Genomic DNA, 26191 nt, shown 5'->3' on the forward strand with positions numbered 1-26191 from the left:
CTAAATCAATTAGATTTGTGTGAACACAAATTTAGCCTATGTTAGTACCATTTGATAGCCTTTCAGAAGATTCAAGAGTTTGGATTTATCAGGCAAATAGATCTTTTACAGAAGATGAATTACAGGAGATCTCATCAAGATTAGACCAGTTCATTGAAAGATGGACGGCACACGGAGGAGATCTTAGGGCTTCCTACGATATCAAGTACAAAAGATTTATTACAATAGCCCTGGATCAGAAATTGAATGCTGCAACAGGTTGTTCCATCGATTCTTCCGTGCAATTTATTCAACAACTGGAGAAAGATTACAATGTGGATCTTCTCGATAAAATGAATGTATCCTATAAACAGGGAGAATTCGTTGCTTATAAAACACTTACCGATTTTAGAAAAATGGCTAAGGATAAAGCGGTGTCCATGAATACGATCGTATTCAATAATCTCGTTAATACAAAAGCCGAATATCTAACAGAATGGGAAGTACCTGCTTCTGAGAGCTGGCATAAACGCTTCATGAAATAATGAAATTGAGAACCCTGTCCCTCAAATTACCACTTTTACTCTTTTTGTTTTGCAGTCTTAGTGCTTTCTCCCAGGTAAAAAACCCATTGTTCACCAAAGATCATGCTGCTCAAAAGCATTGGGTGGATAGTACGTATGACTCTATGAATCTTAAGGAAAGAGTGGGGCAGCTATTCATGGCAAGTATCTGGTCTAAAAATGATAACGAAGCCGATACTATTCGTAAGCTTATTGCTGAAAATCATATTGGCGGACTTATTTTTTCCAAAGGAGGTCCGGTTAAACAGGCTCAGTTGACCAATGAGTTTCAGAAGATGTCTAAAGTTCCATTGCTAATTGGTATGGATGCCGAATGGGGGCTTGCCATGCGACTTGACAGCACTTTTGCCTTGCCATGGAATATGACTCTTGGTGCTATACAGGATAATCAACTGGTTGAGGAAGCTGGTGCGGCTATTTCGAAACAAACCAGGAGATTGGGGGTGCACTTTAACTTTGCTCCTGTAGTGGATATTAATACCAACCCAGACAATCCAATTATAGGAAACAGGTCGTTTGGAGAAGATAAATTTAATGTCACTGAAAAATCTCTTGCGTTTATGCGTGGTATGCACCGAGAGGGAGCGCTCAGTAGCGCAAAACATTTTCCAGGTCATGGCGATACAGACTCAGATTCGCATAAGACGTTGCCAACGATCAATTTCTCTGCGGAAAGGATCGAACGTGTAGAACTTTATCCTTATAAAAAATTAATTCCTGAAGGGCTTAGTAGTATCATGGTAGCACATCTTAATGTACCTGACCTAGAGCCTACAGATGGTAAACCTGCCTCATTATCAAAAGATATTATCACAGATATATTGAAGAAAGAGCTTGGCTTTAATGGTCTTATTTTTACTGATGCACTTGACATGAAAGGTGTTTCGAGAAATATGGAACCAGGAGAAGTGGATCTTGATGCCTTTCGTGCGGGGAACGATATCCTCTTAATGAGTGAAGACGTTAGCAGAGCTTCTCAAAGTATCATGGATGCAGTAAATGATGGTACTATTAGTGAAAACCGATTGGCACTTTCAGTAAAGAAAATATTATACGCTAAGTATAAAGCTGGTCTTCATGAATTTAAACCGGTTAGTACAAATTTCCTGATAGAAGAATTATATACTTCACGTGACGAAGCTTTACTGGAAGAGCTCTATGAAAACGCTGCAACGCTGATCAAAAACAATAAGGCTGTAGTTCCGGTTAGAGATCTTTCAGAAGAGAAGATTGCCTATGTGAATTTTGGGGATGACGATGGTAGTGTTTTTCTTCAGCAGCTAAAGAAATATGCGAAAGTAGATTGGGTTCAGGCAGATAAGTTGGCCTCGCTACTTGACAAACTGGAAGAATATGATCGTGTGATCATTGGTTTCCACAAATCGAATAGCAGTCCGTGGGCTTCCTATAAATTTTCAAATAACGAATTGGTATGGTTACATGAGATTGCCCGTAAAAATAAAACGATCCTGGCACTATTCGCTAGACCTTACGCACTACTCGATGTAAAAAGCTTTACAAATATTGAAGGGATCCTAATTGGTTACCAGAATCATCCCCTGGCTCAGAAAAAGGTGGGTCAGATAATTTTTGGAGCAGCTCAGGCGAAAGGTCGTCTTCCGGTTAGCATCCAGAATGAATTTCCAGCAGGAACCGGTTTTAACACCAAAAATGTTGGTCGCTTAGCTTATGGAACTCCGGAAAGCGTTGGAATGAATTCCCATAAACTTCAGAAGATTGATAGTATTATTAATTATGCTATTTCAGAAAAAATGACCCCGGGAGCACAGATACTCGTTGCCCGGCAGGGAAAAGTGATATACCAGAAGAATTTTGGTTATCAAACTTATGAAGAAGAGTTGCCTGTGACCGATACTACGGTTTACGATCTGGCATCTCTTACCAAGATCCTGGCAACTTTACCGCTGGTCATGGAATTGGATGAGAAAGAAGTTCTTGATTTTGATACCACGCTTGGGGAATTACTTCCTTCTTTAAAAGGTTCGAATAAATCCAATATCAAATTGCAGGATATGTTGATGCATTATGCTCGATTGCAAGCCTGGATCCCTTTTTATATTTCTACCCTTGATTCTGAAACTAAGGGGCTTTCTGCCAATTATTATAACACTTTACCTTCTGAAACTTACAATACTCAGGTTGCAGACAATATGTTTATAAGAAAAGATATTGGTGACACTATTATTAATACGATCAGACTTAGCGATCTTGAGAAAACGAGGTCTTATAAATATAGTGATCTACCATATTATCTATTAAAATATTACCTGGAGAGCTACTACGACTCTTCGCTTCAAAATATTACACAGGAACATTTTTATAAATCTCTGGGTGCTAATTACACTGGGTATTTACCCAAAACTAGGTTTGATAGCCTGCAAATAGCGCCTACTGAGAATGATCAATTATGGAGAAGGCAGGTTGTTCGTGGATATGTTCATGACCAGGGTGCTGCGATGCAAGGTGGAATTGGAGGCCACGCAGGTTTGTTTAGTACTGCAAATGATGTCGCTAAATTAATGCAAACCTATTTAAATGGTGGTTCTTATGGCGGGAAGAAATATTTACGTGAAGAAACTGTTGAGAAATATAATACCTGCTATTATTGTGAACAGAATGTAAGACGAGGCGTAGGTTTCGACAAACCACAGCTTGGATCTTCAGGGCCAACCTGTAACTGCTTGTCTATGAAAAGCTTTGGACATAGCGGATTCACAGGAACATTCGCCTGGGCCGATCCTGAAGAAGAGATAGTTTATGTATTTTTATCAAACAGAACTTTTCCTGATTCAACGAACAGGAAACTCATCAGGGAAGATATCCGGTCTGAGATCCAGAAAGTGATTTACGAATCTATAGATTTTTAATTAATGAAAATTGCAATTGTTTGTTATCCTACTTTTGGTGGTAGCGGAGTAGTAGCCACCGAGTTAGGCTTAGCGCTATCCAGACGTGGTCATGAAGTTCATTTTGTTACCTATAAACAGCCGGTAAGGTTGGAGACAATTTCCAGTCATATCAGGTTTCATGAAGTGAACGTTCCGGAATATCCGTTATTTCATTACCAACCCTATGAGCTTGCTTTAAGTAGTAAACTGGTAAATGTTATAAAAAACTACGGCATAGAACTTCTTCATGTTCATTACGCGATCCCTCATGCCTATGCTGGTTATATGGCTAAAAAGATGCTGGCTGAAGAAGGAATCGAAATCCCTATGGTGACGACTTTGCATGGAACAGATATCACCCTGGTTGGAAATCATCCATTTTATAAGCCTGCTGTAACCTTCAGTATCAATAAAAGTGATTATGTTACTTCTGTTTCAGAAAGCTTAAAAGACGACACCCTAAGGCACTTTGACGTCAAGACAGATATTGAAGTTATTCCTAACTTTATTGATGTATCTAAATTTCAGAAGAAAACATTTACAGACTGCCAGAGAGAATTGATGGCGCAATCTGATGAAAAAATTATCACACATGTAAGTAACTTTCGGAAAGTGAAAAGGGTTGATGATGTCGTGAAGATTTTCTTTGAAATTCAGAAATCTGTTAGTGCCCGTTTAATGATGGTAGGTGAAGGTCCGGAAAGAGAAACAGCGGAAAAACTGGTTCGCGATCTGGGCATGAGAGACAAAGTATTATTCCTGGGGCAAAGTAATGAAATTGATAAGATCCTGTGCTTTTCAGATCTGTTCCTTCTACCTTCTGAAACTGAGAGTTTTGGATTGGCTGCACTTGAAGCAATGGTTCACTCTGTCCCTGTAATATCCTCTAACACTGGAGGTTTGCCAGAAGTGAATAAAGATGATTTCTCAGGTTATCTTCATGACGTAGGTGATGTATCTGCAATGGCTAACAGTGCTATTTCAATTTTAGAAACAGAAGAAGTTCTACGGAAGTTTAAAAGGCAGGCTGGAGAAACAGCAAGGGATTTTGATATAAATATGATCGTTCCCAGGTACGAAGAGCTGTATAAGAAAGCACTGATTAAAGCATAAAAAAAGGAGCCAATTGGCTCCTATTTTCTTTTTATCTTCTACTCAATTAGAATTGATATCTAATACCTAAAGCGATATCTGGTGTGAAATCATCGTGATCATCATAGTCTGAAAATCCAATTTCAGGTCTGAAATCTAATGATAACAATAGCGGGAAATCAAAATTATATTCGATCCCTACGTTACCAGCCAGCAAAGCAAAAACACCATCATTACGATCTATATCACCTCTACGGTTGTCATCGTAATTACCAAGTCCCGCACCAGCACCTGCGTACCAGTTAAAACCTCCGTCAATGTTCCATACCCATTGGTACAATCCAACAAGCTTGATAGCATCGTAATTGCTGTCATTTCTCCATCCAAGATCGAACTCTAACCTGTTGTTCTCACTTGTTGCTCTCTGATATGAAACCTCGGCGCCAAATCCTCCACCATCACCTACTCTTAAACCAAGTGCGTTTTGAGATATCTGCTGTGCATTGGCCTCATTCAAAAATACAGCTCCAAAAATAAAAGCTGCAAATAGAACTACTTTTTTCATGTTTGATTGTTTTAAATTCATCCTCGCAAATTTATGCCGTTTACCAATATGAGAACGTCCAGGCTAGTAAATGTATTGTTAATATTAATTAAGATTCTGTTAAGTAGGTAAACTGAAACTTCCTAAATTTGAGTATGAAAATGAAGAATTCCCTGCTGCAACTTGCCAAAGATTTAGAAGGAGAGCTATACCATGATGAGCTCTGGAAAACTATTTACGCGACCGATGCTTCTGTTTATCGAGAAATTCCACTAGCTGTAAGCATACCAAAGTCGAAGCAAGATCTTATTAGACTTATAAGATTCGCCAGGGAAAATAAAATTACTTTGATCCCGAGGACTGCTGGAACTTCATTGGCTGGGCAATGCACTGGTAATGGGATAGTAGTAGATGTGTCGCGTCATTTTACAGATATTATAAATATCGACCCCGAAAGGAAGACAGTAACTCTTCAACCTGGAGTGATTCGGGATGATCTCAACCGTAAACTCTATAAGCATGGTCTTTTCTTTGGGCCTAATACTTCGACTTCTAACCGCTGTATGATAGGAGGGATGGTAGGCAACAATTCCAGTGGAACAACTTCAATCAGGTATGGTACAACCCGGGATAGGATCAAATCAATCAAAGCACTGTTAAGTGATGGAAGTGAAGTTGAGTTTAGAGATCTTACAAAAATTGAATTTCAGAAAAAATTAAAGATCAAGGGACTGGAGGGTGATATTTATCGTAAGATCCAGGATATACTTAATTCAGAAGAAAACAAAGAAGCGATCAATAGCAATTTCCCTCCTATGGAACTGCATAGGCGAAATACAGGCTATGCCCTGGATGAGTTGTTGCATACTGAAATATTCTCGCATTCAGAAAGAAAACTGAATATCTGCGACCTTATTGCAGGTAGTGAAGGAACCCTGGCTTTTATTACTGAAATAACGCTAAAGCTGGATATTCTACCTCCTTCAGAAAAGGCGATGATAGCAGTGCATTTTCGTTCTATAGATGTCTGTATGCAAGCGGTAGTTCCAGCTATGGAGCATTCGCTATTTACCTGTGAGATGATGGATAAGATCATTCTCGACTGCACCAGTGATAATTTAAAATATCGTGAGAATAGATTCTTTATAGAAGATGATCCTGAGGCTATCCTGATGCTTGAGTTACGCGCAGAAACACAGGAAGCACTTGAGAAGCATCTGGAAGCTTTGATGGGTACACTTAAAAGTTCCAATCTTGGTTATGCTTTTCCCGTTCTTTATGGTGATCAAATTGACCTTGCTCTGGATCTTCGGAAAGCTGGATTGGGACTATTGGGTAATATGAAGGGCGACCGCAAAGCTGTTGCATGTATTGAAGATACAGCTGTTGCCATCCCGGTACTGGCAGATTATATTGCGGAGTTTACACAGATCATGAAAAATTATGATCAGCAAGCCGTTTATTATGCCCATGCTGGTGCCGGAGAGATTCACTTACGTCCTATTCTGAATCTGAAAAAATCTGAAGACGTTGGTTTATTCCGAAGTATTACGCTGGATGTAGCGAAACTGGTTAAAAAATATAAAGGTTCTCTTAGTGGAGAACATGGCGATGGAAGGTTAAGGGCAGAATTTATTGAACTTATGTATGGTGAAAAAGTGTATTCTCTGCTGAAGGATCTAAAGTTTGCTTTCGATCCAGATAATATCTTTAATAAAGGTAAGATCGTGGATGCACCTGCTATGGATACTTCTCTTAGATATGTTCCAGATCGTAAAGAACCCGAGATCGAAACCATCATGGATTTTTCTGATGCTGAAGGTGTCCTTAAACTGGCCGAAAAATGTAACGGGAGTGGTGATTGCCGAAAGTCGGTAGAAGCCGGAGGAACCATGTGTCCAAGTTACAGGGCGACCAGAGATGAAAAAGATACCACCAGGGCTCGTGCAAATGCTTTAAGGGAATTTCTTACAAATTCAGATAGGGAGAACAGGTTTGATCATCCAGAACTGAAGGAAGTGTTGGATCTATGTATTAGCTGTAAAGGATGTAAAAGTGAATGTCCGTCCAATGTGGATATGGCAGCTCTTAAAGCTGAATTTCAATTTCAATATTACAAATCGAACAAACCTAGCTTAAGGGATCGAACTTTTGCGGGTATCACGAAGCAAAACGCTATGGCATCTAAAGTTCCTGGTCTATCGCGATTTGTAATGCAGAACAAATTTACTTCCAGAATAGCAAAAGAATTACTTGGGGTAGCGGTAGAAAGAGAACTTCCAGCAATTGGAAAGACTACGCTCAAAAAGTATTATCTGACTAATAAAGAGAAGCTCAAAGTTCAGGATCCTGTTAGAACTGTTTATCTATTTAATGATGAATTTACAAATTATCTCGATGTAGAAGTTGGTATTGATGCGCTCAAATTATTAAGTCGGTTAGGCTACCAGGTGATAATGATTGACCATCCTGAAAGCGGAAGGAGTTACCTTTCCAAAGGTTTTCTGGCTGAAGCAAAGAATCTGGCCAATGAGAATATAAGAATATTTAATCCCTTAATAAATAAGGAAACTCCATTGCTTGGAGTGGAACCTTCTGCGATCTTAAGCTTTAGAGATGAGTACCTACGACTGGCAGATGATAAGAAATCTGCTAATGAGCTTTCTGAGAATTGCTTTATTATTGAAGAATTTCTGAAACAGGAGCTTGCAGTAGGTAATATTAGAAAGGAACAATTCACAAATCAGGCAGCAGTTATTAAAATTCATGGACACTGTCACCAAAAAGCCTTATCCAATACCTCCCGAACTTTTGATATTCTTAATATTCCCGAAAACTATAAAGTAACCATCATTCCATCAGGATGTTGTGGTATGGCTGGATCTTTCGGTTATGAAAAAGAACATTACGAGATCAGTATGCGAATAGGGGAGAATTCTTTATTTCCGGCTATTCGAAAGAGTAATGAAAGCACGATCATATCTGCCAACGGAACCAGCTGTAGACACCAAATTAAAGATGGCACTGGAAGAATAGCACAACACCCGGTAAGTATTTTATACAAGGCGCTTGCCTAAAGACGCAAAGTTTTGTTAATGCTTTATTAATTGTAATTCCAGGACTTTCAAAACATTAAATTTAGCCCTCTAAATTAAAACTAATAAGAGCTTCGAATACGGTATGTCAATGGATAAAGAAATGCGAATTAAGCAACTCGAAGAAGACTTACAACGGGCCAATGAGAAAATAGATGAATTAGAGACTGCAAATATTAAGTTTGAAGCAAAAACTAATAGATCTCTATCTAATAATATATTTGATTTAAAGGAATCGGTTATAGATAACATTCATCATCCTCTGGTAATCCTTGATGATAAGCTTAAAGTTGTATTTGCAAATAAATACTTTCTTAAGACATTCAAAATATCTTCTGAAGAAGTTCAGGATACTTTAATTTATGAAGTAAAGGCTGCTCAGTGGGATATTCCGCAGCTCAAAACTGTACTGGAAACAATTTTACCTTCAAATAGCAAAATGACAAATTTCGAGATGCAGGTAGAAGGCAATGGTGGTACAGAAAAGCACTTGCTTCTAAATGCTAGTGAAATACAGTTATCCGGGACTGATAGTAATTTTATATTACTAAGTATTGAAAATATAACCAAAAGAAAAATAGCTCAGAATAATTTAAAGAAGAGCCAGCAGCAATTCCGTGATTTATTTTATTCTACAACAAGTTTGATAGCGATATTTCATGGACCAGATCATGTGGTAGATATGGCCAACGATGCTATTGTTAAAGTATGGGGGAAGGGAAAAGAAGTAATTGGGAAACCTATTGTGGAGATCTTACCAGAGATTGAAGACCAAGGTTTGGTGGATTTATTAAACCGGGTTTATTCTACCGGTGAACCTTTTCATGCCGTTGAAAAACCTATAACCTTAAATATTGACGGAGTTATAGAAGAAAGATATTTTGATATCCTATATCAACCACAAAGAGATAGTAAAGGTAATATTATTGGCGTGGCAAATATCTCGAGTGATGTAACTAAACAGGCATTACTGAATGAACAAATCAAAAAAAGTGAGTCTGATTTTAGACAGCTCGTTAATTTTATGCCTCATAAAATTAGTATAGCTGGACTGGATTCTAAGGTCAAATTTTACAATCAGAGTTGGTTAGATTATGTTGGACTAAACTTGAATGAATTTTTGGAAAGACCGTGGTTGGATATTATTCATCCCGAAGATAAAGAAAGAGTTTCCAAGGAAGTAGCGCAACATTTGAGTAATGGTGAGCCTTTAGAGACTGAAATTAGGCTTCTGAATAAAAAAGGCGATTACTTGTGGCATCTCTGTCGTAGCAATCCTTTAAAGGATGTAGACGGTAAAATTTACTCATGGCTAACCTCCAGTACTGAAATTCAGAAATTAAAAGATGATGAGAAGCGAAAGGAAAGTTTTCTAAAGCTGGTAAGCCATGAACTCAAGACTCCCGTTACTTCCATTAAAGGCTACATACAATTGCTACAATCTATATTGCCTGAGAATGTAGAGACAGATTCTAAGAATATTCCTGTTAAACCATATTTACATAGAATAGAAAGCCAGATCGAAAGACTTATCCGGTTAATATCTGAAATGCTCGATTTAAGTCGAATTGAACAAAATGAACTAATTCTGGAGCTCAGCGATTTTCAATTAAATGAACAGATCGAAACGGTAGTTGAAGATCTTTCTTTTTCATATCGCGAAATGCAAATTGATATTAATCACGTGGACCAAATATCTGTAAATGCTGATCGAGAGAGAATTGGGCAGGTTATAACTAATCTTATTACGAATGCTGTAAAATATTCTCCAGACGCTAAGAAAGTATCCATAAGGATTTTTAAGACTGATGAAAATCAAGCAGCGGTAAGTGTTAAAGATTATGGAATTGGTATTGCTTTGCAGGAACAACAACAAATTTTTAAACGTTTCTACAGAGTCTCTGGAAATAAAGATGAAACTTATGAAGGCTTCGGAATAGGACTGTATCTATCAAATGAGATTATAGAAAAACATCAAGGAAAGATTGTTGTGAAAAGTGAACCTGGTAAAGGTTCAGAATTTACTTTTATATTACCCCTAAAATAATTGAAAAATGGCTAGAATCTTAATCGTAGATGACGATCAAACTATAGGATTAATGCTTAAAGATATACTCGAATTTTCAGATCATAAAGTGACTGTATCTCAGCAACCTAAGCTTACTAAAGAGAATATCTTGCAGCATGATATAGAACTAATACTTCTGGATAAACTTATATCTGGTGTAGATGGAACAGATGTGTGTGCAGAACTAAAAGCAGACGAAGAAGTCGCTCATGTACCAATCATTATGATGTCTGCATTGCACAATGTAGGTGACCTTTGTAAATCTGTAGGTGCCGTTGAATTTATCCCAAAGCCATTCGATATGGAGACTCTTTTAAACAGAGTGTCTGAAGTTCTTGCGAGAGATAAAGACGGAAAGTCTGCAAGATCCTAGAAATTCATGAATTAAGTAATATAATTCTAAATTAAACATTAGCCTTTGCCTGCATTGGGAATATATAGGATTCCACTTTCAAATATGTTCTTAAAAAATTACATTTGTTCAAAATCGAATAAATGGCAGGAAATTCTATAGGCACACTTTTCAGATTAACTACGTTTGGTGAATCTCATGGTGTCGCTATTGGTGGTGTGATTGATGGATGTCCTGCAGGAGTTAAGATAGATCTCGAGAAGATACAGCAAGACCTGGATAGAAGACGTCCCGGGCAATCTGCAATCGTGACTCAGCGTAAGGAGCCTGACACTGTAGAATTTCTGTCAGGAATTTTCGAAGGCCAGTCAACCGGTACACCTATTGGATTCATAATTAAAAATGCGAATCAAAAATCTAAGGATTATTCTCATATAAAAGATACTTACAGGCCTTCTCATGCCGACTATACCTATGACGAAAAGTATGGTGTTCGCGATTACCGTGGCGGTGGAAGATCTTCGGCCAGAGAGACGGCATGTAGGGTTGTTGCAGGCAGTATTGCCAAACAGCTATTAAGTTCTCTTCAATTTAATGCCTATGTTTCTACTGTAGGTCATATTGAACTAAATAAAAAATATCAGGAACTGGACTTTTCAGAAGTTGAAAAAAATCCAGTGCGTTGTCCAGATCCTGCCAAGGCTAAAGAAATGGAGACTTACATCAAGGAAATTCGCTCGAGCGGTGATACCGTTGGTGGAATCGTTGATTGTGTTATCCGGAATGTCCCTAAAGGTCTGGGTGAACCTGTTTTTGATAAATTACATGCTGAACTTGGTAAAGCGATGCTTTCCATCAACGCTGTAAAGGGTTTTGAATACGGCAGCGGTTTTGCCGGAACTACCATGAAAGGTAGCGAACACAACGACCAGTTCAACCAGGATGGTTCTACGAAGACTAATTTAAGTGGCGGTATCCAGGGAGGAATTAGCAATGGGATGGATATTTACTTCAGAGTAGCTTTTAAACCTGTTGCAACATTAATGCAAAAGCAACAAACGATCAATTCCAAAGGAGAGCAGGTGGATATGCAAGGGAAAGGAAGGCATGATCCATGTGTTGTGCCCAGAGCAGTGCCCATCGTAGAAGCCATGGCCGCAATTGTTATGGCCGACTATTTTCTTCAGAATAAATCATCAAAAATTTAATAGCAGAACATTAGGTATATGAAAAAACTCGCGTTGCACTGGCAGATACTTTTAGGAATGGCCGCTGGTGTCATTTTTGGACTTATCATGACTAATTTTAGTTGGGGACCAGAATTTACAGGGGATTGGATCAAACCTTTCGGGAACATATTTATCAATGCACTTAAGTTAATTGCAGTGCCATTGATTCTTGCCTCGCTTATCAAGGGGATCTCCGATCTTAAAGATATTTCAAAGTTGTCCAAGATGGGAACCAGAACCATTGCGACCTATGTAATTACAACCGTGATCGCAGTTTCCATAGGATTGCTCATGGTAAACCTTATTGCGCCTGGTAAAGCGATTTCTGAAGAAACGCGTAGTGATCTAATTGCCAGCTATGAAGGGGATGCTTCGGTTAGAATCACAGATGCCCAAAAGCAAAAAGATGCGGGACCTTTACAAGCTCTGGAAGATTTAGTGCCAAGTAATATTTTTGGTGCGGCCAGCGATAACGGGAACATGCTTCAGGTTATATTTTTCGCCATATTCTTTGGACTGGGACTCATCCTTATTCCTGAAAAAACAGCGAAACCAGTTAAGGATTTCTTTGATGGCTTTAATGAAGTCATTTTAAAAATGATCGACCTTATCATGCTAACTGCACCATATGGTGTATTTGCTTTACTGGCAGCACTTGTTGTAGAATCACCAAGTGCAGATCTCTTTGCGGCTCTGGCTATGTATGCACTCACTGTACTGCTAGGTTTAGCTCTTATGATAGGAGTATATATTTTACTGGTATGGATCTTTACGAAGAATACACCATCATTTTTCCTTAACGGAATCGGGCCTGCTCAATTACTTGCTTTCTCTACAAGTTCCAGTGCTGCCACGCTTCCTGTTACGATGGAAAGGGTAGAAGAACACATGGGTGTAAATAAGGAGGTTACTAGTTTCGTGCTTCCAATTGGTGCTACAATCAATATGGATGGTACGAGTCTTTACCAGGCGGTCGCCGCCGTATTTATCGCACAGGCATTCGGGATGGACCTATCACTAGGCGCCCAATTGGGAATCATCGCAACAGCTACATTGGCATCCATTGGCTCAGCGGCAGTGCCGGGAGCCGGAATGGTAATGCTGGTAATTGTACTTGCACAAGCTGGAATTCCTGAAGCAGGACTGGCTTTAATATTTGCAGTGGACAGACCGTTGGATATGTGTAGAACTACGGTTAACGTAACCGGAGATGCTGCCGTATCGTTATTGGTAGCGAAATCTGTAGATATGATGGGGCCACCAAATGTGAAAGACTGGGATGATGATTATCATCCTGAAAATGAGGAGACCGTTTAATCCAGAAATTTAGATTTTAGTTCGGGAGTAGGGATCATACAGTTATCCTTCTTCCCGAACCACTTATATCGATTGCTGGCCACTAAATCGTATATGCTATCTCTCAAACCCTCAGGTAGAAACAAGAAGTTTTTCAATAAAGAATATCCTCCATCAAGGTCTCTTGAGATTTCCAGGGCTGCAGTAGATTTCCTATAATAAGCCACACCCGGTTCAATAAGCATGATAGAATCCAGGTCTTCAGGATCAAAGCCTCTTTCTTCAATGAGCCTTTTCCCGGTTTCACTTTGCAGGGATGCGAACCTAAATGTATCCTTGCGGTCATGTTTAATTATGAACTGTACCGCGTTATTGCAAAGGTTACAAACGCCATCAAACAGTATGATCTTATGTTTGGAAGTATTTTCCATTACTATTTCTTTTTAGCAGATTGTACGAGTTCCAATTGAGCCATTCCTACCGAAGTGGTGAAAATACCATAATTCACAAGAGCTTTGTCTTTTTCTATCTTATCGATCGTTCCAACCGCTTTTCCATCCTCAAGCCGAACACGATCACCAATCTTTAATTTAGCTTTTGATTTATTGGCTTCCTGCTTTTTTAATTGCGTTTCTTTTTTCTTCTCTTCCTTTTTCTTTTCCCGAATTGGTTCAATTTTTTTCTGAACCTCCTTTTTCAACTGTTCTTCTTTGTTTTTCTTGGCTTTAAGTTTCTTGGCGCTTTCTTTTTTTCGTTTGGAATTTTCTATTTCCACTAGCTTTATAAATTCTCCAATAAGCTCTTTCTTTTTCTTATTGCTGAAGTATTTTTCACTTAGATCATTGACCTTCTGACCAAGATAGATCATCCGCTGATTGGTATCGTACAGTTCCTGATAGCTTTCCAATTTCTGCTGAATTCTCGAATTCGTTTCTTCCAGTTTTTCTTTTTCTGCTGCGGCCTTTTCTTCTTTGGTCTTAAGACTGTCGGTTGTTTTTCTAAGGTTAGAACGCTCCTTCTGAAGGTTGGCTATACTTCGATCAAATCTAATCTTACCACGCTCAACCTTCTTTTTGGAACGATTAATCAGGCTATATGGAATTCCGTTTTTCTGGGCAACTTCAAAGGTAAAGGAGCTTCCTGCTTCTCCAACCTGAAGTTTATAGATTGGTTCTAGCGTTTGACTATCGAACATCATATTCGCATTGCTCATCTCTGGCAATTCATTGGCCAGTTTCTTCAGGTTAGCGTAATGTGTTGTAAGTATTCCGAAGGATCCTTTTTCATAAAAAACCTCCAGAAATGTTTCAGCTAAAGCACCACCAAGTTCTGGGTCACTTCCCGTACCAAATTCGTCAATTAGAAACAATGTTTTGTCATCACATTTCCGCAGAAAGTAATTCATGTTTTTAAGTCGGTAGCTATACGTACTAAGGTGATTTTCTATAGATTGATTATCACCTATATCGGTAAGAACTTTGGAGAACAGGCACATTCTACTATACTCATGAACCGGGATAAGCATTCCGCTCTGGAGCATTACCTGTAAGAGTCCAACCGTCTTAAGAGTGATACTTTTACCACCCGCATTCGGACCTGAAATAACCATTATTCGGTTATCGGCGCCTAGTTCAATGCTCTGTGGATATGTCTTTTCGTTCTTTTTCTTATTATTCAGAAGTAATAGAGGGTGGTAGGCATCCTTCAGAAATAATTCTCTATCCTTAGTGATCTTTGGTAAGATTCCCTCGATCTTATATGCGTACTTGGCCTTCGCAGAGATCACATCCATTTCACTTAGAAGATCCTGGTGCTCTACCAGAACTTCACGATAGGGTCTGGTGAATTCTGTAAGTTCTTTCAAAATACGCTTAATCTCTTCCTTTTCCTCGTATTCTAAATTGTTAAGTTCCCGGGTGTATCGATGAGTAGCTTCCGGCTGAATATAAACAATACTGCCGGTTTTGGAATTCCCCATAATTCCACCTTTTACCTTACGGCGATACATAGATTTTACAGCGAGTACCCGCACATTTTCCACAACACTTTCTTTGATCTCGTCAAGATAGCCATAACCGTTGTAAGTAGTTAAGGCTGAATTAAAACTTGAATTTATCTGCCCCTTTACAGCATTGATCGATCTTCGCAACTGTTGTAAATAGGTGGAAGCATCATCTTTCATTTCTCCAAACCTATCAATAACCGAATTGACCCTTTCTACAAGACTTAGGTCATATTCCAGATGCGAAACAGTTTCAGACAAAGCGGGATAGAGATGCTTGTTTTTTCTGAAGAATTTCAGATGATTGTTCACCGTTTCATTCAATGAAGAAATCTTTTTGAAACCTCCAATTTCCAGAACCGACTCTTCTATAGCCAGTAATTGAAGCTCAGGCTGAATACTATCGAATCCGTGATTCGGGATCGCTTCATCCTGGGTTTTGGACTTAATAAATTCGTTGGTTTGATCGAGTCCAAAAACGGTCTTCTGAAAACTCGGGTATGGTTGGATCTTAAGAGCCTTATCTTTTCCCTGTCCTGTAATGCATAGTTCGCTAACCTGTGCGCATACTACCGGAAATTCCAAATCATCAAGACTCCTGGAACTAATTTTTATCATATCAATTTTTCCCTACATTTGAGGTTCTACAAAGTTACTCAATTCTCATGAACGTAAGAATAGATCAAAGCTGGAAAAAAGTTCTGAATGCTGAATTTGAAAAGGATTATTTTAAAAATTTAATCCAATATGTAAAAAAGGAATATACCGAGCATAAATGTTTTCCTCCAGGCAGTGAGATTTTCGCTGCTTTTGATCATTCGACTTTCGATAATACCAGAGTAGTTATCCTGGGTCAGGATCCATATCATGGAGCAGGGCAGGCGAATGGTTTGTGTTTTTCTGTTCGTGATAATGTCCAGATTCCTCCTTCGCTAATCAATATTTTTAAAGAGATCGAGACTGATTTGAATATGCCTGCGCCTTCCAGCGGAAATCTCGAAAGATGGGCAGATCAAGGTGTACTTTTATTGAATGCAACCTTAAGCGTGAGAGCTCATCAGGCCGGTTCCCACCAAAATAAAGGCTGGGAAATTTTTACAGATGAAGTGATCAGGCTCATATCCCAAAGAAAAGAAAATGTTGTTTTTATGCTTTGGGGTGGTTTTGCCAAGAAAAAATCCAAGCTAATCGATAGTTCGAAGCATCTAATTCTAACCAGTGGTCATCCATCACCTTTGAGCGCGAACAGAGGATACTGGTTTGGAAACAAACATTTTAGCAAAGCCAATGAGTATTTACAATCAAAAGGTAAAAATCCAATTAACTGGTAAGTGTACTCAATAATTATAATTAGAATCTATAACCCAGGTTGACCATAAACTGACCAACGATAGTTGGAGATTGGTCACTGAATAAATTTCTTCCAATACCACCGCTTAGGTCTAATAAAAAGCCTCCCTTAGATACAAATTTTCCACCCAGACCGAATCCTATGGCAAAGTCGGTATAGTCATAATTGTCATAAATATACTCATCAATGCCTGCGTCGTAGTAATACCCATCTTCATATTCACCGTTGGATAACATTCCGAAACCATGAACGTAAAAGCCACGGGCATATTTCGAACTAAAGAAATGCTTGTATTTACCAGTTAGAGAGAGCTCTTTGTAATAAGCATCATTAAAATAATCATCTTTACTTGGATGGTAAAAAGCTTCGATCGCCCAGGTAGAATTTTCAGATATTATGCGTTCATAGGTAATATCCACAATACCGAAAGCTACAAGATTAAAAGCATTCAGACTTAATTCCTGTTTTCCTAATTTCCTTGAATTTGCATTGGAAATACTGTCGTTGGTCTGGCTAAAACCCAGAGATGTAGCTGCTAAAAGCAAGCAGGTAAGTAAAAATTTCATTTGTAGAAGTAGATTATATAGCTCTGAAATTATGAATTAATTCCTTATTATCTACTTTTTCGGAAATAAGTTTAAGTCTTTTTAAATAATCCTGAACTTCAGTTAGATCCTGCTCGACAATTTGCTGCTGACTCCAATGGGTAAGATCAAGCCATTTTCTGATATCTTCTAGTTTTTGACCATATCTCTCTGCCAGTTCAACATCTATATTTTTCTGAATTTTAAAATCACTTGTTTCAGTATTCAGAACATCTAGCATTTTTAGAAGTTCATCAGGTTTTTTCTCGATTGCCTTTTTAGAAGCTGCTATAACAAAACATGGCCATGGAGTAGGGCAGTCGGCAATAAGTCTGAAGGTATTATTATCTACAAGAGGTTTAGTTGTGAAATGTTCCCACATAAAGTATTGTGCTTCATCCTTTTTTAATGCCTCAATAGCACCCTCCAGATTGTGAACGATTTCGAACTTGAGTGAATCTGTATTCCATCCAACATGTTCAGCATTCACATAGGCCATTAGATGTGAACCACTTCCTTCACGGCTAATCGCAGCCTTTGTACCCTTTAGATCGTTGATATTTTTAAAGGAAGATTTGCTATCCACATGAATTCCCCAAATAAGCGGACTTCCAATATAATTCTGAATGATCTTGCTTTGATTTCCATTTATGATGTCGCGACTTATACCTTCTGTTAGTATAACGGCTACGTCTATTTCCTCTGTACGAAGTAAATTACACATAGCTCCCGTTCCTTCCGGAACTTCCTTCCATTCCAGATCCAATCCTGCTTCTGCGAAATTGTTCTTCTCGATACAACGATGCCAGGGTAAATTAAAATGCTCCGGTACACCTCCAACTTTGATCTTAGTCATTTGAATGCTTTTCTTTTAGATAATCATATATCGCATATTGCGAACGCACTGTTTTTTCATCATCATCCTTCTGAACGTAGGTATTCGTTTCTTCCTTATCCTGAATACGAGCTTTCACATTATCCTTTAACTGAATATTCAGTATGTCCTTGAATTCGTTAAAAATATCTTCATCCAGCACTGGAGAGATGACTTCAATCCTGCGATCAAGATTACGACTCATCCAGTCTGCACTCCCATAGAACATTTTTTCATCACCCCCGTTTTCAAAAAGATAGATTCTACCATGTTCCAGAAAACGATCAACTACACTCGTAATATAAATATTTTCACTCATGCCTTTAACTCCTGGAATTAGACAGGTAAAACCGCGTATCAGCATTCTAATCTCCACACCCGCTTCGCTTGCCCGATACAGCAACTCGATCATTTCCTCATCTTCGAGGCTGTTCATCTTGGCGGTAATTTTAGCTTTCTTACCATCTCTGGCATTTTCGATCTCGTTGTAGATCAACTTGGTGAATTCCTGTCTGGTAGAAAATGGAGAGATCAAAAGGTTCTTTTCTCTCGGGATGATCAGTTCACCTTCCAGCACCTTGAACAAGCGATCGAGTTCTTTAGTGATCAGTTTGTTTGCTGTAAAAATTGCATGATCGCAATAAATTTCAGAAGTCTCTGCATTGAAATTTCCGGTTCCAATATAAGCATATCGTACAGTTTCATCATTCTCCTGCCTTTTTACCAGCATGATCTTGGAATGCACTTTCACCTTCGGAAAAGAATAGATCACATGAGCGCCTTTTTCTTCAAATTTCCTTCCCCAGCTAATATTGTTTTCCTCATCAAATCTCGCTTTGGCTTCAACAAAAACAGTAACATTCTTACCATTCTCCAGAGCTTGCATGAGGGAATTGGTCAGTTTGGACTCATCGGCTACGCGATAAAGAGAAATGCTAATATCAGTAACCTGATCATCTGCAGCGGCCTGTTCTACAAATTTCTCAACATAATCAAAAGACATAAAAGGAAAGTGCAGCGCCTGATCTTTCTCTAATATGGATTTAAAGTAATCATCACTTTTTTCCAAAGTTTTATGGGGTAGTGGAGGAAGCTTTTTAAAATGAAGATCCTTATTGCCACTTGGATCAGGGAAAGTAAAAAAGTCTTTAAAGTTATGATATTTGCCTCCAGGCATCATATCGATTTTCCCTAATTTCAGAAGTTTCCTGATTTTTCTATGGACAGGATCTGGCATACTTGCATCATAAAGTAATCTTGTAGGCTGCCCATCTGTTCTTTGCTTTAAAGATTCATAGATCTTTTCTGCCAGTACGCCTTCATATATATCGTCGATATACAGTTCAGCATCTCTGGATAATTTAATTTCATAAATTCCTGTAATATCACTTTCAGGAAAAATTTTAAACAATTGATGTCTTAGAATTTCATCTAAATAAGTAATTTGATGTTTTTCTGCTTCATCATTAAAGGTCACGAATCGGCCACATTCTTCTACCGGTAAATTGACAATGGCTAATTTATTTTCATCTTTAAAAGTAACCAGGAAATAGAGGATAGAATTCTTCAAAAACAATTCATTCTCTTCATCCAGATTGATAAGCATTGGATCTAAATGTTGCTGAATGTTCTTTCGAAAATAATCTTCAGCAAAGGCCTTCTGCTTATGATTATAATGATCTGCCTCCAGTAAAAATATGTTGTTCGCCGCAAGTTCCGGGATGATCTGTTTTTTATAGATATCTCCAAACTGATTCTGTTGCTTTTTAACTTCTTCTATGATCTGTTTAGTGATCCTTGAAGGTTTGAGGGCTAGTTTTTTCCTGATACTTTTCTTCACCCTTTTCATTTGGCGGAGTTGAGAAACACGTACGCGGAAATACTCATCCAGATTGGAAGAAAAAATTGCCAGGAATTTCATCCTTTCGTAAAGAGGATTTATCTTATCTGCAGCCTCTTGTAGAACCCTTTCGTTAAAACTCAACCAGTTTAGATCTCGGTGTCTAAAACGGTTTTCATTAGGTTGCGGCATGGACATTATTTTGTTTAACCAAAAATACAAAGTAAGCCCTGCAGAGCTTTTAATATATTGTTAAATAAGCTACTTAGGAAACAATCCTTTCCAGACAGTATTTAATAAGATTATCTACAAGTTTTTTAGGATCTGCTGAAAATTCTCCGGTAGCTCTGTTCGCTAATACCGCATTCATAGAAACTGCATGATGGCCCAGTAGTTTCGACATCCCGTATATTCCTGAAGTTTCCATTTCAAGATTGGTAATAGACCTTCCATTAAAACTGAAGGCGGCAATATTTTGATTCATATCTGCTTCAGGAATGGAGTTGCGAAGTACTCTTCCCTGTGGACCGTAAAAACCAATATTCGTGGCAGTAAAACCTTTGACAGTATCCTTGGATGAGAATTTCTCTATGAGGCGGCCACTTCCCTCGACTACGTAGGGATAAGCTTTTTTAGAAGACCAGTTCGTTTGTTTAACAAATTCTTCAGCATAAGCAGCTTGTAGAAAACTATCACTTTCATAGAAATGCATAAGACCATCAAAGCCCATAGCAAGTTCACTTACCAGAAATGAATCTAATGCGACATCTTCTCTAATAGAACCGGTGGTACCAATTCTAATAATGTCCAAAGCTTTAAGATCGTTCTTAACTTCTTTTTTTTGCAGGTCGATATTGGCCAGTGCATCCAGTTCGGTTAAAGCGATATCAATATTATCGGTTCCCATTCCTGTAGACATCACGGTGATTCTTTTTCCATCCAGAAGACCAGTATGGGTGCAGAACTCACGTTTCATTCTAGTGATCTCGATCTTATCGAAATAAGCACTAATTCTTTCTACCCTCGCCGGGTCACCAACGGTGATCACTGTATCTGCGATTTCATGTGGTAGTAAACCAAGGTGATATATGGAACCGTCCTCGTTGAGGATCAATTCTGAAGCTTTTAAACTCATTCTATAGTTTTAATAATCTGTTCAATTCAGGATCATAAAGGAAATCGAATTTTCGAACTCCACCATAAACCTGTTCATTTAAAAGTTCACGATAGAAGTTCTTTTTTCCATTTAATACCTGAATTCCTTTTTCAGTAAGTTGTATTTTATTTTCGTTTTCAGAAAAGAACAGGGAGAGCCTGTCCAGTTTTCTTTGCATCTGGCTATCGCTATATCCATAATAGCCCTGATGCTGAAGAGCATATCCCAGCAGGTGATTTCTACTGGTAATCTCTCTTGATTCTATAAGCTTTAAAATGTTTCTCTCAAGCGAGTTGATCCCTGTCTTACTATTTGGAAACCTTTCAATATGTGCTCTAATACAGCTCGATAAATATTCAAAATTGGACTTGGTCTTGATTTGTGCTTTTAATTTCAAAGGATCATCACCACAATAAAGTTCCCAAATCAACAATGCAACTCCAATATCTTCAGAAGTTAATACAATGCTGTTTTCATAATGGTTCTTCAATTCTGAAATTGATAGCTGGCATAAGGGTTGAAACTCCTTCTCACCTTTGAGTTTTTTGCTACACACAAGATAAACGGGCATATCCATTCTCTTGTTCGCAAGAACCTGAATGGCGGCAAGCATATTAATATGGCAAAAAAGATCATACTCGAACCACAGATAGACCTTATCATAGTCATCCATAGCTTTCAGTCTTTCAACTTCAGAAATAAAACGTTCTTCATAATTTTCCGCAGAGATATCGTATGCCTTCAACAGGAATTTCTTGCGCATTTTGAAGAATTTGTCATTAAGCTTCCTTGTTGTAGGACCTTCACATAAAAGTTCACGCCATATGATCAATTCACCCGGTAAGTTTAGCTCCTGCATTTGTTCGGCTAAACCATCACCGTTCACTATATGTAAAGTCTTTTCGCTCATATTTGAGATATAAAAAACGTGCTGAAATTAACCTCCAACACGTTTAACCTGATATCCTTCTTTTTGCAGGATCTGCATTATTTTTTCACGATCGTCACCCTGGATGATGATTTCTCCATCCTTGGTACTACCGCCAACGCCACATTTTTTCTTCAGCAATTTCCCGAGCTTGATGAGTTCTTCTTCAGGACCCTGATAATTTTTGATGATAGTCACCGTTTTACCGCCTCTACCTTTATTACTGAAATGTGCTTCTAATTTCTGATCCTCTGGAGCGAGTTCTTCCTGGGAATCTCCGTTGGTATATGATGTTTCATCAAATTCATCATTGGTCGAAAATACGAAACCTCCCAGATCTTCCAGACCTAATTTCTTTTTCGCCATTATCTATTTTTTTAAGAGACCTATCTCTACAAGTCGCTGATGCAAAAATTCTCCTGCAGTAATATCTTCATATTGTTTTGGGTTATCTTCATCGATACATTCTTCAAGACAGTCTAGTCTCATATCACTTCGTGGGTGCATAAAGAAAGGAATGGAATATCTAGGTTTTCCCCATTGATCTTTTGGCGGATTCGTAACCCGGTGAATAGTAGAACGAAGTTTGTTATTGGTATGTCTTTCCAGCATATCCCCAACATTGATCACTAGTTCATCTTCCTGTGGAACGGCATCGATCCATTCACCATCTTTCCGAAGGACTTGCAGACCACCAGTAGATGCTCCCATCAATAGAGTAATTAAATTGATGTCACCGTGAGCTCCAGCTCTAACAGCTCCCTTTGGCTCTTCCGTGATTGGTGGGTAATGTATTGGTCTTAAAATACTGTTTCCATTACTTGCCCAATGATCAAAATAATGCTCTTCTAATCCAATATATAAAGCAAGTGCACGAAGCACGTAAATACCAGTTTTTTCCAGCATTCTATATGCTTCCATCCCAGTTTCATTAAAATCTGGTAATTCTTCAACCTGTACATTTTCAGGATATTCTTCAGACAGTTTCGCATCTTCTGAAGGCTCCTGTCCAAAATGCCAGAACTCCTTTAGATCTCCTTCTTTTTTACCTTTGGCATGCTCCTTTCCGAAGGAAATGTAACCTCTTTGTCCAGCCAGCCCTTCAATCTCATAGTTCTTCTTAGTTTCAACCGGTAAGTCGAAAAAAGATTTTACTTCTTTGTAAAGATTATCAACCAGATTATCACTTAAAAAATGATTTTTAAGAGCTACAAAACCTATTTCTTCATAAGCTTTACCAATCTCGTTGACGAACTTTTCTTTTCTTTTAGGATCTTCCGAAAGAAAATCGGCGAGATCTACACTGGGAATATTATTCATTGCCATATAGCGCTTTTAAAATTTTAGGTAACAAACAAAGTTAAGTAAAATTAAGTAATTCATGGATTTTTAGACTCCATTCAACTTTATAATTTTACTTACATTTATCGAACAAATTATAATTTATGTCTTCCGTAGATACTTCCCAAACCACCATACAATACAAATCCAGTATTCATGATACCGAGACATTGCAAGATCTGTATTATGCCATTTTAAAACCCAGAATGATCGAAGAAAAAATGTTGATCTTGCTGCGTCAGGGTAAAATTAGTAAATGGTTTAGTGGAATTGGGCAGGAGGCGATCTCTGTAGGAGTTACCAGAGCTTTATATAAGCATGAGTATATTTTACCTATGCATCGAAATCTCGGTGTTTTTACTACCCGGGAAATTCCATTAAAGCGCTTATTCGCTCAATGGCAGGGGAAAGCCTCTGGTTTTACTAAGGGTAGAGATCGGAGTTTTCATTTTGGTACACAGGAATTTAATATAGTAGGAATGATCTCTCATCTTGGACCACAGCTTGGAGTGGCAGATGGTATTGCACTTGCTAGCAAACTCAAAAATGAAGGATCTGTAACTGCAGTGTTTACAGGTGAAGGGGGTACCAGCGAAGGTGATTTTCATGAAGCTTTGAATATAGCGTCTGTTTGGGATCTACCTGTTTTGTTCTGTATCGAGAATAATGGTTACGGACTCTCAACTCCAACTACAGAACAGTATAGATGTAAGGACCTTGCAGATCGCGGTGCTGGCTACGGGATGGAAGCGCATATAATTGATGGTAACAACATTCTCGAAGTTTATGAGAAAATTTTAGAAATAGCTGAAAGAATGAGGGTTGAACCAAGGCCGGTTCTTGTGGAATTCAAGACTTTCAGAATGAGAGGACATGAGGAAGCCAGTGGTACCAAATATGTTCCGCAGGAATTAATGGATGAGTGGCAGGCAAAAGATCCTGTGATCAATTTTGAAAATTACCTTCTGGAACATAAAGTTATATCCCATGACCAGATTTCAGAAATGAAAGAAAAAATTTTACTGGAGATCAACGAGCATCTCGATATCGCTAATTCTGAAGCAATCGTCTCCGCCAATCTGGACACTGAATTGAATGACGTGTATGCTAATTATAATTTTGAAGAAGTTAAGCCTGGATCTACAACTTCAGAGTTGAGATTTATAGATGCCATTGCTGAATCTGTTTCAGGATCTATGGAACGTCATCCCGATCTGGTACTTATGGGACAGGATATTGCAGATTACGGTGGTGTTTTTAAGATTACTGATGGTTTACTTAATAAATATGGTAAGGAAAGAATTCGCAATACGCCAATATGTGAGTCGGCAATAGTGGGTGCAGCCATGGGTCTATCCATTAAGGGCATGAAAGCTATGGTTGAAATGCAATTTAGTGATTTTGTAAGTTCAGGATTCAATCCAATCGTGAATTACCTTGCTAAAGTGAACTATCGCTGGAACCAGAATGCCGATGTGGTCATTAGAATGCCTTGTGGCGGCAGTGTAGGTGCAGGACCATTCCATAGCCAGACAAACGAAGCCTGGTTTACAAAAATTCCCGGATTAAAAGTCATTTATCCTGCATTTCCGGCAGATGCGAAAGGTTTGTTAAATACCGCATTTAATGATCCTAATCCCATATTATATTTCGAGCACAAGGCGCTTTATCGAAGTATCAGGCAGGAAGTTCCAGAAGGATATTACACTACAGAATTTGGAAAAGCCTCCTTGATAAGAGAGGGTAGCAATGTTACTATCATTACTTATGGTGCAGGGGTGCATTGGGCCATGAAAATACTGGATGAATTGAAAATAGATTCTGCAGATCTGCTTGATCTTCGAAGTTTACAACCGCTTGACCAGGAAGCAATTTGTAAATCTGTTACGAAAACAGGAAAGGCGATCGTGCTAACAGAAGATTCACTAACGGGTAGTTTTGCTTCAGAAATTGCTGCCATGATCTCTGAAGAATGCTTTGAGAGTCTTGATGCCCCAGTGTATAGAGTGGGTTCTCTGGAAACACCAATCCCGTTCGCAAAAGAGCTGGAAAATCAATACTTACCAAAGGATCGCTTTAAATCAAAATTGCAGGAATTATTGAATTATTAGCAAGCTTTTATCATTAAACTGAGATAATTAAGATTAGTTAACACATTCTCTGTTAAATAATTAATAATCTTTTGTTGACGCCTAACTACTGCTGTAATTTAGATTCAACTAATCAATAAATCTATACATTATGGTACGTTTAATCGTCATTTTTCTGATTATTGCAATCGTTGCCGCAATCTTCGGTTTTGGAGGAATTGCAGACGGTGCAGCAGATATCGCGAAGATCATTTTCTATATCTTCCTTGTACTTCTGGTAATCTCATTACTAAGTCGTTTATTCAGAAGATAATCGAACAATAACATTATAAATCCAATGTGCTTCGGAACAATCCTTGTCACATTGGATTTTTACTTTTAAATCAAATTCTACATGAAAAAGATATTTATTTTACTTGCAACAATTGGACTGCTTGCTTCCTGTGGAGGAACGAGTAAAGTTGCCAAAGAGGCTAGAAAGAGCTTTGATGGTCAGTGGACACTAACAAGTGTAACCTATCCAAACAATCCCGGTCAGTTTAACGTTACTCTCTTCAACGAAGCTCAGGCTTCCTGTTTTGAAAACAGCAACTGGGATTTTGTATCCAATAATAACCGAGGAACTTATACAGTTTCAGGAACAGGTTGTGACGGGCAAACAAACCAGTTTATCTGGTCTATCGATGAAGAGAATACCCCTCAGGGTATATATGATTTTCTTCTGAAGCCTACTAATGAAGATTATAAATCTACAACGGGAAATGAAGGATTCAGACTGAACTTACAAAGTTTAACTGATACTAATATGACCTGGTCACAAACAGTGAGTCTTGATGGCTCACCGTTTACAATTGAAATGAATTTTACTAAACAATAA

Annotated in this window: 22 protein-coding genes; 12 read left to right on the forward strand and 10 right to left on the reverse strand. The window is 38.3% G+C overall.

Annotation, left to right across the window (positions count from 1 at the left end; translation table 11 throughout):
- Positions 1–38: 38 nt before the first annotated feature.
- Genes ACNKXS_RS11515 through bshA form a run of 3 tightly spaced genes read left to right on the forward strand, consistent with a single transcriptional unit; the run spans position 39 to position 4585 of the window.
- Positions 39–524, forward strand: a complete 486-nt coding sequence (locus tag ACNKXS_RS11515) for an ABC transporter ATPase (protein ID WP_417920968.1) — start codon at positions 39–41, stop codon at positions 522–524.
- The gene (locus ACNKXS_RS11520) at positions 524–3451 is read left to right on the forward strand and encodes a glycoside hydrolase family 3 N-terminal domain-containing protein (RefSeq protein ID WP_417920969.1); all 2928 of its coding nucleotides are present in this window, start codon (positions 524–526) and stop codon (positions 3449–3451) included. The genes ACNKXS_RS11515 and ACNKXS_RS11520 overlap by 1 nt, the downstream gene beginning before the upstream one ends.
- Positions 3452–3454: 3 nt before the next feature.
- Entirely contained in the window at positions 3455–4585 is a 1131-nt protein-coding gene (gene bshA, locus ACNKXS_RS11525) for an N-acetyl-alpha-D-glucosaminyl L-malate synthase BshA (RefSeq protein ID WP_417920970.1), read from the forward strand.
- 46 nt (positions 4586–4631) lie between these two features.
- On the opposite strand, the gene ACNKXS_RS11530 is transcribed toward bshA, so the two are convergent.
- Positions 4632–5129: a hypothetical protein gene (locus tag ACNKXS_RS11530; protein WP_417920971.1), complete on the reverse strand. Its 498-nt coding sequence runs from the start codon at positions 5127–5129 to the stop codon at positions 4632–4634.
- A 140-nt stretch (positions 5130–5269) separates the two neighbouring features.
- Between ACNKXS_RS11530 and ACNKXS_RS11535 the strand changes: the two genes are divergently transcribed.
- The 5 genes from ACNKXS_RS11535 to ACNKXS_RS11555 all read left to right on the forward strand — a co-directional run bounded on the left by ACNKXS_RS11535 (position 5270) and on the right by ACNKXS_RS11555 (position 13169).
- Positions 5270–8185, forward strand: a complete 2916-nt coding sequence (locus ACNKXS_RS11535) for an FAD-binding and (Fe-S)-binding domain-containing protein (RefSeq protein ID WP_417921251.1) — start codon at positions 5270–5272, stop codon at positions 8183–8185.
- Positions 8186–8294: 109 nt separating this feature from the next.
- Complete coding sequence (locus tag ACNKXS_RS11540) at positions 8295–10250, forward strand: ATP-binding protein (RefSeq protein ID WP_417920972.1); 1956 nt, start codon at positions 8295–8297, stop codon at positions 10248–10250.
- A gap of 7 nt (positions 10251–10257) precedes the next feature.
- Entirely contained in the window at positions 10258–10644 is a 387-nt protein-coding gene (locus ACNKXS_RS11545; protein ID WP_417920973.1) for a response regulator, read from the forward strand.
- Between the two features lie 122 nt (positions 10645–10766).
- Positions 10767–11831: a chorismate synthase gene (gene aroC / locus ACNKXS_RS11550; protein WP_417920974.1), complete on the forward strand. Its 1065-nt coding sequence runs from the start codon at positions 10767–10769 to the stop codon at positions 11829–11831.
- 18 nt (positions 11832–11849) lie between these two features.
- Positions 11850–13169 (forward strand): dicarboxylate/amino acid:cation symporter, encoded by a 1320-nt coding sequence (locus ACNKXS_RS11555; protein ID WP_417920975.1) that lies wholly within the window; start codon positions 11850–11852, stop codon positions 13167–13169.
- Here the strand turns inward: ACNKXS_RS11555 and ACNKXS_RS11560 are convergent.
- Positions 13166–13579 carry a thiol-disulfide oxidoreductase DCC family protein gene (locus ACNKXS_RS11560; protein ID WP_417920976.1) on the reverse strand — a complete coding sequence of 138 codons (414 nt, stop codon included), beginning with the start codon at positions 13577–13579 and terminating at the stop codon, positions 13166–13168. The two genes, ACNKXS_RS11555 and ACNKXS_RS11560, sit on opposite strands and share 4 nt — an antisense overlap.
- Positions 13580–13581: 2 nt before the next feature.
- Complete coding sequence (locus ACNKXS_RS11565) at positions 13582–15768, reverse strand: endonuclease MutS2 (RefSeq protein WP_417920977.1); 2187 nt, start codon at positions 15766–15768, stop codon at positions 13582–13584.
- Positions 15769–15815: 47 nt separating this feature from the next.
- Between ACNKXS_RS11565 and ACNKXS_RS11570 the strand changes: the two genes are divergently transcribed.
- The gene (locus ACNKXS_RS11570) at positions 15816–16481 is read left to right on the forward strand and encodes a uracil-DNA glycosylase (RefSeq protein WP_417920978.1); all 666 of its coding nucleotides are present in this window, start codon (positions 15816–15818) and stop codon (positions 16479–16481) included.
- Positions 16482–16500: 19 nt separating this feature from the next.
- Here ACNKXS_RS11570 and ACNKXS_RS11575 read toward each other — a convergent pair whose 3' ends face one another.
- The 7 genes from ACNKXS_RS11575 to ACNKXS_RS11605 all read right to left on the reverse strand — a co-directional run bounded on the left by ACNKXS_RS11575 (position 16501) and on the right by ACNKXS_RS11605 (position 23203).
- A complete protein-coding gene (locus ACNKXS_RS11575; protein ID WP_417920979.1) occupies positions 16501–17067 on the reverse strand; it encodes a hypothetical protein in 567 nt (188 codons plus the stop codon).
- A gap of 13 nt (positions 17068–17080) precedes the next feature.
- Entirely contained in the window at positions 17081–17941 is an 861-nt protein-coding gene (locus ACNKXS_RS11580) for a substrate-binding domain-containing protein (protein ID WP_417920980.1), read from the reverse strand.
- Positions 17934–19991 carry a polyphosphate kinase 1 gene (ppk1, locus tag ACNKXS_RS11585; protein WP_417920981.1) on the reverse strand — a complete coding sequence of 686 codons (2058 nt, stop codon included), beginning with the start codon at positions 19989–19991 and terminating at the stop codon, positions 17934–17936. The genes ACNKXS_RS11580 and ppk1 overlap by 8 nt, the downstream gene beginning before the upstream one ends.
- A 73-nt stretch (positions 19992–20064) precedes the next feature.
- The gene (locus ACNKXS_RS11590) at positions 20065–20934 is read right to left on the reverse strand and encodes a nucleoside phosphorylase (RefSeq protein WP_417920982.1); all 870 of its coding nucleotides are present in this window, start codon (positions 20932–20934) and stop codon (positions 20065–20067) included.
- A 1-nt stretch (position 20935) separates the two neighbouring features.
- Positions 20936–21865, reverse strand: a complete 930-nt coding sequence (locus ACNKXS_RS11595) for a DUF1835 domain-containing protein (RefSeq protein WP_417920983.1) — start codon at positions 21863–21865, stop codon at positions 20936–20938.
- A gap of 27 nt (positions 21866–21892) precedes the next feature.
- Complete coding sequence (locus tag ACNKXS_RS11600) at positions 21893–22249, reverse strand: translation initiation factor (RefSeq protein WP_417920984.1); 357 nt, start codon at positions 22247–22249, stop codon at positions 21893–21895.
- A gap of 3 nt (positions 22250–22252) precedes the next feature.
- Complete coding sequence (locus ACNKXS_RS11605) at positions 22253–23203, reverse strand: isopenicillin N synthase family dioxygenase (RefSeq protein WP_417921252.1); 951 nt, start codon at positions 23201–23203, stop codon at positions 22253–22255.
- A 125-nt stretch (positions 23204–23328) separates the two neighbouring features.
- Between ACNKXS_RS11605 and ACNKXS_RS11610 the strand changes: the two genes are divergently transcribed.
- The 3 genes from ACNKXS_RS11610 to ACNKXS_RS11620 all read left to right on the forward strand — a co-directional run bounded on the left by ACNKXS_RS11610 (position 23329) and on the right by ACNKXS_RS11620 (position 26191).
- The gene (locus ACNKXS_RS11610) at positions 23329–25335 is read left to right on the forward strand and encodes an alpha-ketoacid dehydrogenase subunit alpha/beta (RefSeq protein WP_417920985.1); all 2007 of its coding nucleotides are present in this window, start codon (positions 23329–23331) and stop codon (positions 25333–25335) included.
- Positions 25336–25465: 130 nt separating this feature from the next.
- Positions 25466–25627 carry a DUF1328 domain-containing protein gene (locus ACNKXS_RS11615; RefSeq protein WP_026916217.1) on the forward strand — a complete coding sequence of 54 codons (162 nt, stop codon included), beginning with the start codon at positions 25466–25468 and terminating at the stop codon, positions 25625–25627.
- 81 nt (positions 25628–25708) lie between these two features.
- Positions 25709–26191, forward strand: coding sequence for a lipocalin (locus ACNKXS_RS11620; protein ID WP_417920986.1), 483 nt, complete (start codon positions 25709–25711; stop codon positions 26189–26191).

It is taken from the genome of Christiangramia marina (assembly GCF_048285865.1).
GTDB classification, from domain to species: domain Bacteria; phylum Bacteroidota; class Bacteroidia; order Flavobacteriales; family Flavobacteriaceae; genus Christiangramia; species Christiangramia marina.

Excerpts from the sequence above, each read along its gene's own strand:
- ACNKXS_RS11605 (WP_417921252.1), bottom strand. The coding sequence starts at position 23,203 with ATGAATAATATTCCCAGTGTAGATCTCGCCGATTTTCTTTCGGAAGAT.
- ACNKXS_RS11590 (WP_417920982.1), bottom strand. The coding sequence starts at position 20,934 with ATGAGTTTAAAAGCTTCAGAATTGATCCTCAACGAGGACGGTTCCATA.
- ACNKXS_RS11555 (WP_417920975.1), top strand. The coding sequence starts at position 11,850 with ATGAAAAAACTCGCGTTGCACTGGCAGATACTTTTAGGAATGGCCGCT.
- ACNKXS_RS11570 (WP_417920978.1), top strand. The coding sequence starts at position 15,816 with ATGAACGTAAGAATAGATCAAAGCTGGAAAAAAGTTCTGAATGCTGAA.
- ACNKXS_RS11535 (WP_417921251.1), top strand. The coding sequence starts at position 5,270 with ATGAAGAATTCCCTGCTGCAACTTGCCAAAGATTTAGAAGGAGAGCTA.
- ACNKXS_RS11610 (WP_417920985.1), top strand. The coding sequence starts at position 23,329 with ATGTCTTCCGTAGATACTTCCCAAACCACCATACAATACAAATCCAGT.
- ACNKXS_RS11580 (WP_417920980.1), bottom strand. The coding sequence starts at position 17,941 with ATGACTAAGATCAAAGTTGGAGGTGTACCGGAGCATTTTAATTTACCC.
- ACNKXS_RS11620 (WP_417920986.1), top strand. The coding sequence starts at position 25,709 with ATGAAAAAGATATTTATTTTACTTGCAACAATTGGACTGCTTGCTTCC.
- ACNKXS_RS11545 (WP_417920973.1), top strand. The coding sequence starts at position 10,258 with ATGGCTAGAATCTTAATCGTAGATGACGATCAAACTATAGGATTAATG.
- ACNKXS_RS11575 (WP_417920979.1), bottom strand. The coding sequence starts at position 17,067 with ATGAAATTTTTACTTACCTGCTTGCTTTTAGCAGCTACATCTCTGGGT.
- ACNKXS_RS11560 (WP_417920976.1), bottom strand. The coding sequence starts at position 13,579 with ATGGAAAATACTTCCAAACATAAGATCATACTGTTTGATGGCGTTTGT.
- ACNKXS_RS11595 (WP_417920983.1), bottom strand. The coding sequence starts at position 21,865 with ATGAGCGAAAAGACTTTACATATAGTGAACGGTGATGGTTTAGCCGAA.
- ACNKXS_RS11615 (WP_026916217.1), top strand. The coding sequence starts at position 25,466 with ATGGTACGTTTAATCGTCATTTTTCTGATTATTGCAATCGTTGCCGCA.
- aroC (WP_417920974.1), top strand. The coding sequence starts at position 10,767 with ATGGCAGGAAATTCTATAGGCACACTTTTCAGATTAACTACGTTTGGT.
- ppk1 (WP_417920981.1), bottom strand. The coding sequence starts at position 19,991 with ATGCCGCAACCTAATGAAAACCGTTTTAGACACCGAGATCTAAACTGG.
- ACNKXS_RS11520 (WP_417920969.1), top strand. The coding sequence starts at position 524 with ATGAAATTGAGAACCCTGTCCCTCAAATTACCACTTTTACTCTTTTTG.
- ACNKXS_RS11515 (WP_417920968.1), top strand. The coding sequence starts at position 39 with ATGTTAGTACCATTTGATAGCCTTTCAGAAGATTCAAGAGTTTGGATT.
- ACNKXS_RS11530 (WP_417920971.1), bottom strand. The coding sequence starts at position 5,129 with ATGAAAAAAGTAGTTCTATTTGCAGCTTTTATTTTTGGAGCTGTATTT.
- ACNKXS_RS11565 (WP_417920977.1), bottom strand. The coding sequence starts at position 15,768 with ATGATAAAAATTAGTTCCAGGAGTCTTGATGATTTGGAATTTCCGGTA.
- bshA (WP_417920970.1), top strand. The coding sequence starts at position 3,455 with ATGAAAATTGCAATTGTTTGTTATCCTACTTTTGGTGGTAGCGGAGTA.
- ACNKXS_RS11600 (WP_417920984.1), bottom strand. The coding sequence starts at position 22,249 with ATGGCGAAAAAGAAATTAGGTCTGGAAGATCTGGGAGGTTTCGTATTT.
- ACNKXS_RS11540 (WP_417920972.1), top strand. The coding sequence starts at position 8,295 with ATGGATAAAGAAATGCGAATTAAGCAACTCGAAGAAGACTTACAACGG.